Genomic DNA, 9,020 nt, shown 5'->3' on the forward strand with positions numbered 1-9,020 from the left:
GCGGCCGCCGCCCCTTCGCTCGCTCCCCCTGCTACAGAATCCACGGATCAGCTCCCGTACGCCCTACACAGATCCCACACCTTCTGATCCGCATCATTGGCTGCCGCGGCGGTCCAAGTAGTGGCTGGTTGGATCGCACCACGGGGCGGCTCGTTTGTGAGCTTGGACGCCTGGTCTCGGGCAAGCTTGAGACTATCTGTCAGTGCACCGCGAATTGCGCTGTCGGCCAACGGGTTATCGCTTAATGCTTGAGTGATGTACGCCAGACTTGGGATGACGTCTGCATCACTGTTTTGCGGGGACGGCATTGCGTGATACCCCGCTGCGAAGCGCGTGCAGAGGTCGACCGTGGCGGCGTGCACCTGCTCGGCTGTCGGTGCCGGGGGTTCGGCAACAGATGGAGGCGCGGCCGTGGTAGTACCTGCCATGTGATTGCCGATCAGACCCCCCACGATGCCCGCAGTGAGCGCGACCGCGGCACCTCCGATCAATGCCGCGATCAGGCCGCCCCTGCGCTTGCGAGGCGCCAGCGCTGAATAGAACTGCGGCATCTGCGGGGGCATGGCACCAGAGCCGCCCGGGTAGGTGGCCACGGGAGGCTGGTGGGTGTACTGGTCGCCCATATGGTTAGACCGCGATTGCGCGTCCACACCTACCCCCTATTGCCTCATCCATTGTTCACTAGTTGCGTTAAATTGCCTGATTTGTTCACGTGTTGCGTTGTATTGCCAATGGGCGCAATGTCTTTGGTGCCGATCTTACTGCCGGAACCCGACATAATCGGCGGCTCTCGTTCGGGGCAGATTCACATCGTTAATCAGCAACTATCCAGTGCCGCGCGGGCCTTGTTTTCGGTGGAATGGCTGGCAGCGGTCGCCAGCTCTTGTCCGGTGATGAGTTCGTAGAGAAACGTTCGGAATTCCGCGCTTGCCTGTTCGTCCTGGAAATCGAGCTGGTCAGCTCGGTAGGTGGTGGCGAAGTCTCCGCGGACTCGGTAGTGCCCGTCAGGAAGCAGGGCCGCCAACCACAGGCGATCGTCACTGGCCTCCTGGTCGACGAAGCGTGCAGGCCGAACGCTGGTGGCCCGACGGATTTCGAAATCGGCGCTGGTGACGGCGTCGACGAGGTCGGCCACGATCAGCCGTTCCAGTGCCGTGAGAGGCCGGCTGCCGCTGGTGTCGTCATAGCCCAGGTACCAGTCGGTGCGGCGATGCCAGCGTTGCGCTGCCGGGCCACTGTGGCGGCATTGTTCGCCTTGAGCGAACGTGGCGCACGTGTCCAGGACCGCGCCGTGAAGATCAACGATGTTCCATCCGCCGGGACCGGGGTGGATGCGCCAGGTCGCCGGTGGATTGGCGAAGTGCGCCCGGGCGGCATCCTCAAAGACGGCGTCAAGGCTCATTGGCAGACCTCCCAATGGAGCGAGTAAAGATAGTCTTGACGCTAGGTGTCACTCCCCGGCTTGTCAAGATAGTCTTGACCGTTGTGGTGGTTCGTTGCTAGACGCTCGGGCGGGTCCGGAGTTCATGGTGAGATGGGCGGCATGGAAGAAAGCGACGCACTTGAGGAGCTGGTGCGCGCCCATAGCGATCTGGAACGTCTGACTGATGAACTCGCGGATGCACGGGAGCGGCGCCGCACGGCAGCGCAACGCCTGATCGACGGCGGCCGCGGTACGACGTGGATTGCCGCGCAGCTCGGCGTGACGAAACAAGCCGTTGACGGGTTCGTGAAGTACAAACAGCGAAAGACGCACGCGGAGAAGTGATTCGGAGATCATCCCAGTGGGTCGGAAGAGCCGATCAGATTTCGGCTCGCCAGGGAGGCGTCTGCCGTGCGGACCTGAAAGCAACCAGCGCGCCGACCGCTCGACCGATAGCGGCGACGTCGGATGCCTTACCGGTCTTTTGGACGATGTACGCCGCCAGCAGGTAAAACCCTATGGCGACGATCGCGCGGACCATCGCGCCGAAGGCCAGGGCGGCGATGACAATGACAGCAGTGGCTTGCAGTGGACTCATGCGGGCGCTTCCAGTTAGTCGGGTCGCGCGATCCCCTCGCCGTGGGAATGCGGAGCCTGCCTCGCATGGTTAGCTCACGCCCCCACGCCGTGTTGTCGGGTCACAACACGTTCGCCCGTGGGGTACGCAACAAGCTACCTGCATTCGAGCATGTCTCATTTTTAGAGAAATGAGACACACCAAAATGGGGCTACTCCCCCTCCTGTAGCCCCAGGTCACAGTGTCTCATTTCCTGTCTCACACCGCGTGTCTCAGATCTGCGCTGTCGGTGCAGGATGAGACAGTCGTTGGCATGACGGCGACCCTCGGCTATGCGCGAGTCAGCACCACCGGCCAGGACCTGGAGGCCCAACTTGGCGCGCTCGCCGTAGCCGGCGTCGACGCGGACCGAATCTTCACCGACAAGCTCTCTGGTGCTGTAAACACTGACCGGCCTGGTCTGACGGCCATGCTGAGATACGCCCGTGAGGGCGACACCGTGGTGGTCACCGCCATCGATCGACTGGGCCGGTCTGTTGCGGAAGTCACCCGCACTATCGCAGGTCTTGCTGACCGGCGAATTGTGTTGCGCGCCTTGCGGGAAGGCGTAGACACGGGTACGCCGACAGGCCGTGCCGTGGCCGCCATCATGGCGACGCTGGCCGAGCTCGAGCTCGAGCTCGGCCGTGAACGGCGGGCCGCCTCGCGCGATTCCCGGCGTGCCCGCCATATGCCCGCTACCAAGCCGTGCAAGCTGACCCCAGAGCGTCAAGAACAACTACGCCGCCTCGCCGGCACGGGTGAACCTGTGTCCGAACTTGCTCAAGCATTCGGCGTGAGCAGGGCAACGGCATATCGGTACCTGTCAGCACGATGACAACTCAGCATTGGAGGAGTCGATGCGGTCGAATCCGATCAGCTGGATGTGAATCCTGAGCCCTCGTCGATGGCGGAGATCACGACTTACCGCTCACGCGGAAGCGCACCAGCGGTGAGTGCCGAAGCGATGGAGCTGGCCAGGCGCTGCTTCCCCACGCTCGCCCGCAGTGCAGTGACCCGGTGCGGCTCGCGAGTGGTCGGTCGTCCGGCAATCCGCGGGCGGGCGGTAGGCTCCTGCACGACCCTGGCTGCGCAGTTAGACCTGCCGCTGGGCGTGCTGTCTCCGACGCATCTAGGGAGGTCATGTGTCGGTACCGCCGATGCCGGTCGCGCCAACTGTCGTACCCGTCGGCTCGGTTCCAGACGGCAAGGTCTCCGATTATCTAACCGGCAAGCTCCTTAACGACACACCCGAGGAATACGTTCGTCAGAACATCGAGAAAGCTCTTGTCAGACAGTACAAATACTCAGCTAAAGACTGTGAGCCGGAGTTTCCGATCGGAGTGGGCCGCAGCAGAAAGCGCGCCGATATCGCGGTATTCGGACCCGGGCAAGACCACACTCAGAACAACGCATACATCTTGGTCGAGACCAAGAAGGCAGACATTAAGCCGTCGCATAAAACGGAGGGCGTCGACCAGCTGATTTCGTATATGTCGGCGTGCCTAAACACCAAATACGGTATGTGGACGAATGGCGACGACCGACTCTGCTTCGCCAAGCGACCTGATGGGAAGGGCGGCTGGACTGTCGATGAGATCATCGACATACCGGGCCTCGGTCAGACGGAGGAGGACGCCCAGCGTCCCAAGCGCAAAGACTTGAAGCCGGCAACAGCTGACAATCTCCTTTTCGCTTTCCGGCGCTGCCACAACTACATCGCCGCTCACGAGGGCAAACAGAAGACCGAGGCCTTTTGGGAGTTGCTCAAACTGATCTTCACCAAGATCGAGGACGAGCGATCAAAGGTGATCAGCTTCTATGCCACTCCAAGCGAGCGGGAAAACAGCTCGATCGCCACCGCCGCGAAGAAGCGCATTCAAGACCTGTTCACCACGAAAGTGGTGAAGAAGTACCCCACCATCTTCGACGTCAAAGACACCGAGATCGATTTGAAGCCGACGGTCGTCGCCTACGTCGTAACGCAGCTGCAGGGTTACTCGCTGCTGGCCTCACCGGTCGACGTGAAGGGCGTGGCCTACGAAGAGATCGTAGGTTCCAACCTTCGCGGCGATCGCGGCGAATTCTTCACCCCTCGAAACGCTTGCCGAATGGCTGTCTCGATGATTAACCCGCAGCCGGAAGAACGCCTCCTGGATCCATCATGTGGGACTGGCGGTTTCCTCATCGCCGCAATGAACCACGCGCTCGAATTCATCGAGCGATCGGAGCGGGAGCAGTGGGTCGATCCCGCAAACGGAACCGACTCCGAGCGAGAAGAGCTTTTCCGACGCAGAACTGAGTATCTATCGCAAAACGTATTCGGCATTGATCTCAACCCTGCATTGGTTCGAGCGGCCAAGATGAATATGGTCATGAACAACGACGGGTCCGGTGGGCTCTTCCAAGGAAACACCCTTGAGAATCCACATCGGTGGGATGCCCTCACGCGCAAGGCGATCCCACTTGGCAGCATCGACGTAATCGTCTCGAATCCCCCTTTCGGCGCCAAGATCCCGGTCGACGACGAAGACACCCTGTCTCAGTACGACCTCGCCGCTACGTGGGATCAAGACGAGGGCGGCAACTGGGATATCCGAGTGGATCGGCACGGCAGCAGTGTGCTGCAGAAGTCGCAACCGCCAGAAATCCTGTTTATCGAACGCGCGCTGCAGTTGCTCAAACCCGGCACGGGGCGCATGGCGATGGTCATCCCGAATGGCATCCTCAACAATCCAGGTCTCGCCTACGTCCGACACTGGCTGGTACGGCACGCCCAAATACTCGCCGTAGTTGACATGCACCGGGACCTGTTTCAGCCGGGCAACGACACACAGACGTCGATGGTGCTTATGAGACGGCTCAGCGCCGAAGAAGTCGCTGAAGCTGAGATCACAGGCCTCGACTACCCGCTGTTTATGGCAGTGGCCGAGAAGATCGGCCACGACAAGCGCGGCAATGTGATTTATCGGCGAACTGACGAGGGGGAAGACGCTCTAATCAGCAGAGTCGAGACCGTCACCGAGATCGACCAGAAGACTGGTGGAGAGGTGCGGCGAGATATCACCGTCACAGAGCGACAAGTCGACGATGAACTCCCGGAAGTCGCCACCGCTTACCTACGCTGGTTGAGCGAGCAGAAATGATCGTGGCTCCTGTCCGGTCGAGCGTGGCGTTCGCGCAAGGTCGGCTCGATGCCAAATTTCATTGCTCGCCGGGCGTTCAGGCGAACGAGCACATGGTGCTTCTGAAGGCAGCCGGCACTCGATTTAGCAGAGTCGCCGGCGAAGGCGCACTCGGTAGTGTGAGTCCTACGACACGCACGAAGCGTGTGTACGCCGCACCTGGCGAAGAGGCGCTGCCATATCTGCGCCCGTACGATGTGTTCGACTACCTCCCCCAAGCTGCCGACATGTTGTCTGTGGCGGGCAGCAACGGTCTCGACCGGTTGACGCCAAAGCCGGGCACCATCCTGCAGACATGCTCGGGTCGCAACCTGGGGCCGTTGGTATATGCCGACAGCTTCATCAGCCGCTTCGTCGTGAGCGATGACATGCTCCGGTTGAACATCGATGACGAGGCAGACCGCCTGTATGCGCTTACATTTCTTAGCACGCCGACGGGCCAGGCGTTGCTAACCCGGAGCAAGACCGGCAATGTCATCGATCATCTCTCTGCCGACGATCTTGCTGCCATTGAGGTGCCCTTTTTTGACCGTAAGTTGACCACCTCGATCGTGTCGAAGATGCGCAAAGCGGTAACGCTTCGCGAGAGCGCCCGACTGCGGTTGGACGCACTCGTCACCGAGTTCGCTCAGCAGTTGCCACAGCCGAGCCGCGACCGTCCGATGAGAGAGGGTTGGACTCAGCGCGCTTCTTCATTGGGAGTTCGCCTGGATGCTGCGTTTCACGATCCGCTGGTGCGTGCGATACGAAACGCGTTCCAAAGCGATGGGGTGAAGGTCGGTGATGTCGCCGAGACGTTCATCCCCGGTCGCTATAAGCGCTACTACGTCGAGTCCGCCTATGGACGCCCTATCGTGTCGGGGCGGCAACTACTGCAAGCCAAACCCGTCAACCTGCGCTATATCGCTTCGCGGTCGTTCGACTTCTCCGTCTATGAGTTGTCCGACGGAATGATTGCGTTCGGGGCTGAGGGCGCGCCGAGGAACGAATTGCCCAGCCCGCGCTCATTACGAGCGATCGGGCGTCCTGGCTTGCCAACAATCACGTGATGCGTGTACGGCCGAAGGCCGGTGTAAATCCTGGTTGGTTGTACCTATCGTTCGCAGTGTGGCAGGTACAGGCTCAGGTGAAGGCATGCGCCTGTGGCTCGGTAGTGGATACGGTCTATCCCCCTGATCTTGATCAGGTGCTTCTACCGCCCGTTGATGAAGCGAGAGGTGATGCAGCAATCCAATGCTGGAATGACTTCTCAGCCGCTAACTCGCTCGAACGCAAGGCCATAGACGTCCTAGAAAGCGAAATCTTGGACAAAGTTGGTGCTCGGCTCTAGGCCAAGCACTATCGCCGCCAAACAAAGTTGCGCCACCGACTGACGCTGCTGGAATTGGCGCCCACGCACTCCTAACCTTCTGATCTGCAGTTGCATCGCGCGGGACCTACGGACTTTTAATCCGCAGGTCCCAGGTTGATCGGTCGTGGCGCGGAACCAAGGCCTCGCTCATACCCTCTGACTCTTAATCAGCGGGTCCGGCGTGCGCGAGCAAGGGCCTTCTAAGCCCTAGATCCGAATGTGCCCGGGGCAGCGGAGCCGTGGACTCATAATCCGTGGTCGCAACTGGGTTGGTCGTGGCTGGGACAAGGCATTCAGGCATAGTTCGCATGGGCTAGCGCACGCTTGCATGGTCTACCCGTTGTGCCTATAGTTGCAGGTGAAGCTGATGCATTGCGGTGTCATCAGAAGTGGACCCCAGGAGATCCTGCCGGAAGACAGGGCCTGGGGTTCTGCGTATTCAGGGCTCGATTTCGAGCAGGGTCACCTTCGTTTCAATCAGGGCGTAGTGCTCGGATCGCCGCAGCGCAGCTGAGTGACCGCCCCGCAACACGCATCGGGTATCCACAGCATCGGCTCGGCAGGCCCGCCAACATGATCCAGACGCAGCTGGCCGCCGAGCATTCGCCTCCGGCGCAGATAGTCCAGCGTCCGGTGGTCTTGCCGGTCATCCTTGGGGCCGCGTGACTCCACCACTGCCCGACCAACACCCAGAGCTACCAACTCCGGCAATAGTCGCTCCATACAGAGCCGGCGCTGACGCTCAGGGTGATCACTGCTGTCGGGGCGTGACCGCACCACGACTAGGTGTTCGACGTCCAGTTTGGCGACTGTCGCCGCGATCGTGAGCTGTCGGCCCCGATCCTCATCACGCCAGTGCAGCTTGCGATGCCTTCTACCCACCAATAGCGACCGCATCGCTCCCGCGCCGCCGCAGCTTTCGCGGCCTCGCTGATGACAGCGCTCAGGATGTATGTCCCAGGATCAACGCGCTGGTGGGACCCCGATTCATCAATCCAGGCGTCAAACACACTCATGGGCGCAGACGGTAGTGGCCACGGGTGCACGAGCGCACGGACACAAACATCCATCAATCCATATACCTGTATGTATAGATGGATTGGTGTATGGTTGCGCCATGATTTGGTCACTCGTGCACACCAAGGGTGGGGTTGCTAAGACCACGACCGCGATGTTCCTAGCTGCTGCAGCGGCTAGACGAGCCGTCGTAGATGCCGATCCTCAGGGCTCGGCGACCTCTTGGGCGGAACGAGCGGCATCACTGGACATGTCGCTGCCCTTCACGGTCACTCCCGCCACAGCAGACGACCTCCGAGGACTCACCAGTACGCCCGATGAGCTCATCGTGATCGACACCCCGCCGGGCACTGCTACGGCGATCGACGCCGCGATCGACGCGGCCGATTTGGTGATCATTCCGACCGACCGCGATCGGCCGACATAGACCGCGTATGGCCGACGTTGGACATCACCGCACACCGACCCACCACCATTCTGCTGACGCTGGTCGATCTCCGGAAAGTCGAGGCCACCGAGATCCCGCTAGCACTGGCCGACGCTGAAGCGCCCATCCTGCGCACCGTCGTGCGAGCACGTACCGCCGTTGAGCGGGCGTTCGGCCGTGGCATTCCTCGCTACCTCGGCGACTACGCCGACGTATTCGAGGAATTGACCGCAGCGATGGTGCCCGAGGAGGTTGTTGCGCAGTGAACGCCAAGCAGACCACCGCCGACCAAGTTCGGTCTTCGATCATTCGCCGGCCGGTGTCGACGGCACCCAGCGCCCGGGCGGCCGAAACCTTCCACCCTGTCTCCCCGACGACCGACCCACCGCGGTCCGATGCGCCCCCGCAGCGGACCACCGTCGTCTATCCCGCGCAAATGCGGCTCGGCCTCAAGTCGCACGCAGCAACCCGCGACACCACAGTGACCGAACTCGTACGCCTCGCGGCCACCGACGGACTCACCGACGCGGCAGCACTGGCGCAATCGTCTCGGCAGTTCCAAGGAGTAAACGGTCGGCGAAGCACCGTGGACCTACCCGCTGACCTGCACAAGACGCTGAAGGTGACCGCCGCCCAGTACGACACCAGCGTGCAAGCCCTGCTCCTGGCGGCCGTCCACGGCGCATATCCCGAGCTCAGCGCCTGACACCCATACATATAGGTCTACATCCATCAATCCATACATACAGGTATATGGATTTATAGATTGATGGATGTAGACTCTCTGAGCACGAGAGTTGCGTGGTTAGCATTCACTGACGAGGGCGATGGACAGCCGCGATGATGGCAGCCGCCGCCCGTCCAATATCAGCGATGCCAGTGGTCTCACCTGTGGTGCGCACGATAAACGCCGCTAACAGGTAGAAGCCGATGATCGCAACAATGATTGCGACAACGACAACGACAACAACAGTGGCGATAGTGATGCTCATCGGTGCACT

General features: G+C 61.0%; 12 protein-coding genes. 7 read left to right on the forward strand and 5 right to left on the reverse strand.

What is annotated here, in order from left to right:
• Window positions 1-47: 47 nt before the first annotated feature.
• Window positions 48-623: a hypothetical protein gene (locus tag Y900_RS30045; RefSeq protein ID WP_131536412.1), complete on the reverse strand. Its 576-nt coding sequence runs from the start codon at window positions 621-623 to the stop codon at window positions 48-50.
• 194 nt (window positions 624-817) lie between these two features.
• On the reverse strand, window positions 818-1,402 hold the full coding sequence (locus tag Y900_RS30050) for a hypothetical protein (protein ID WP_036349921.1): 585 nt from the start codon (window positions 1,400-1,402) through the stop codon (window positions 818-820).
• Window positions 1,403-1,543: 141 nt separating this feature from the next.
• On the opposite strand from Y900_RS30050, the gene Y900_RS30055 reads away from it, so the two are divergent.
• A complete protein-coding gene (locus Y900_RS30055; RefSeq protein ID WP_036349927.1) occupies window positions 1,544-1,768 on the forward strand; it encodes a hypothetical protein in 225 nt (74 codons plus the stop codon).
• 34 nt (window positions 1,769-1,802) lie between these two features.
• Here the strand turns inward: Y900_RS30055 and Y900_RS30060 are convergent, their stop codons facing one another.
• Window positions 1,803-2,021 carry a hypothetical protein gene (locus tag Y900_RS30060; protein ID WP_036349873.1) on the reverse strand — a complete coding sequence of 73 codons (219 nt, stop codon included), beginning with the start codon at window positions 2,019-2,021 and terminating at the stop codon, window positions 1,803-1,805.
• Between the two features lie 292 nt (window positions 2,022-2,313).
• Between Y900_RS30060 and Y900_RS30065 the strand changes: the two genes are divergently transcribed.
• The 3 genes from Y900_RS30065 to Y900_RS30075 all read left to right on the forward strand — a co-directional run bounded on the left by Y900_RS30065 (window position 2,314) and on the right by Y900_RS30075 (window position 6,273).
• Window positions 2,314-2,877, forward strand: coding sequence for a recombinase family protein (locus tag Y900_RS30065; RefSeq protein WP_036349935.1), 564 nt, complete (start codon window positions 2,314-2,316; stop codon window positions 2,875-2,877).
• Between the two features lie 307 nt (window positions 2,878-3,184).
• Complete coding sequence (locus Y900_RS30070; protein ID WP_202807802.1) at window positions 3,185-5,185, forward strand: type I restriction-modification system subunit M; 2,001 nt, start codon at window positions 3,185-3,187, stop codon at window positions 5,183-5,185.
• Window positions 5,182-6,273, forward strand: a complete 1,092-nt coding sequence (locus Y900_RS30075; protein ID WP_036349924.1) for a restriction endonuclease subunit S domain-containing protein — start codon at window positions 5,182-5,184, stop codon at window positions 6,271-6,273. The genes Y900_RS30070 and Y900_RS30075 overlap by 4 nt, the downstream gene beginning before the upstream one ends.
• Before the next feature lie 779 nt (window positions 6,274-7,052).
• On the opposite strand, the gene Y900_RS31540 is transcribed toward Y900_RS30075, so the two are convergent.
• Window positions 7,053-7,457: a hypothetical protein gene (locus Y900_RS31540; RefSeq protein WP_202807803.1), complete on the reverse strand. Its 405-nt coding sequence runs from the start codon at window positions 7,455-7,457 to the stop codon at window positions 7,053-7,055.
• A 235-nt stretch (window positions 7,458-7,692) separates the two neighbouring features.
• Between Y900_RS31540 and Y900_RS32910 the strand changes: the two genes are divergently transcribed.
• From Y900_RS32910 to Y900_RS30085, 3 genes are read left to right on the forward strand one after another with little or no spacing between them, the layout of a single operon-like run.
• The gene (locus tag Y900_RS32910) at window positions 7,693-8,019 is read left to right on the forward strand and encodes an AAA family ATPase (protein ID WP_202807804.1); all 327 of its coding nucleotides are present in this window, start codon (window positions 7,693-7,695) and stop codon (window positions 8,017-8,019) included.
• Window positions 8,020-8,036: 17 nt separating this feature from the next.
• The gene (locus tag Y900_RS32915; RefSeq protein ID WP_202807805.1) at window positions 8,037-8,285 is read left to right on the forward strand and encodes a hypothetical protein; all 249 of its coding nucleotides are present in this window, start codon (window positions 8,037-8,039) and stop codon (window positions 8,283-8,285) included.
• Window positions 8,282-8,725, forward strand: a complete 444-nt coding sequence (locus tag Y900_RS30085) for a hypothetical protein (RefSeq protein ID WP_036349887.1) — start codon at window positions 8,282-8,284, stop codon at window positions 8,723-8,725. Before Y900_RS32915 ends, Y900_RS30085 begins: the two co-directional genes overlap by 4 nt.
• A gap of 106 nt (window positions 8,726-8,831) precedes the next feature.
• On the opposite strand, the gene Y900_RS30090 is transcribed toward Y900_RS30085, so the two are convergent.
• Window positions 8,832-9,011 (reverse strand): hypothetical protein, encoded by a 180-nt coding sequence (locus Y900_RS30090; RefSeq protein WP_036349890.1) that lies wholly within the window; start codon window positions 9,009-9,011, stop codon window positions 8,832-8,834.
• Window positions 9,012-9,020: the final 9 nt, after the last annotated feature.

It is taken from the genome of Mycolicibacterium aromaticivorans JS19b1 = JCM 16368 (assembly GCF_000559085.1).
GTDB lineage: Bacteria > Actinomycetota > Actinomycetes > Mycobacteriales > Mycobacteriaceae > Mycobacterium > Mycobacterium aromaticivorans.

What these genes read in the sequence shown, in the direction of transcription:
- Y900_RS30045 (WP_131536412.1), bottom strand. Translation starts at nt 623, where the DNA reads ATGGGCGACCAGTACACCCACCAGCCTCCCGTGGCCACCTACCCGGGC.
- Y900_RS30050 (WP_036349921.1), bottom strand. Translation starts at nt 1,402, where the DNA reads ATGAGCCTTGACGCCGTCTTTGAGGATGCCGCCCGGGCGCACTTCGCC.
- Y900_RS30055 (WP_036349927.1), top strand. Translation starts at nt 1,544, where the DNA reads ATGGAAGAAAGCGACGCACTTGAGGAGCTGGTGCGCGCCCATAGCGAT.
- Y900_RS30060 (WP_036349873.1), bottom strand. Translation starts at nt 2,021, where the DNA reads ATGAGTCCACTGCAAGCCACTGCTGTCATTGTCATCGCCGCCCTGGCC.
- Y900_RS30065 (WP_036349935.1), top strand. Translation starts at nt 2,314, where the DNA reads ATGACGGCGACCCTCGGCTATGCGCGAGTCAGCACCACCGGCCAGGAC.
- Y900_RS30075 (WP_036349924.1), top strand. Translation starts at nt 5,182, where the DNA reads ATGATCGTGGCTCCTGTCCGGTCGAGCGTGGCGTTCGCGCAAGGTCGG.
- Y900_RS32910 (WP_202807804.1), top strand. Translation starts at nt 7,693, where the DNA reads ATGATTTGGTCACTCGTGCACACCAAGGGTGGGGTTGCTAAGACCACG.
- Y900_RS30090 (WP_036349890.1), bottom strand. Translation starts at nt 9,011, where the DNA reads ATGAGCATCACTATCGCCACTGTTGTTGTCGTTGTCGTTGTCGCAATC.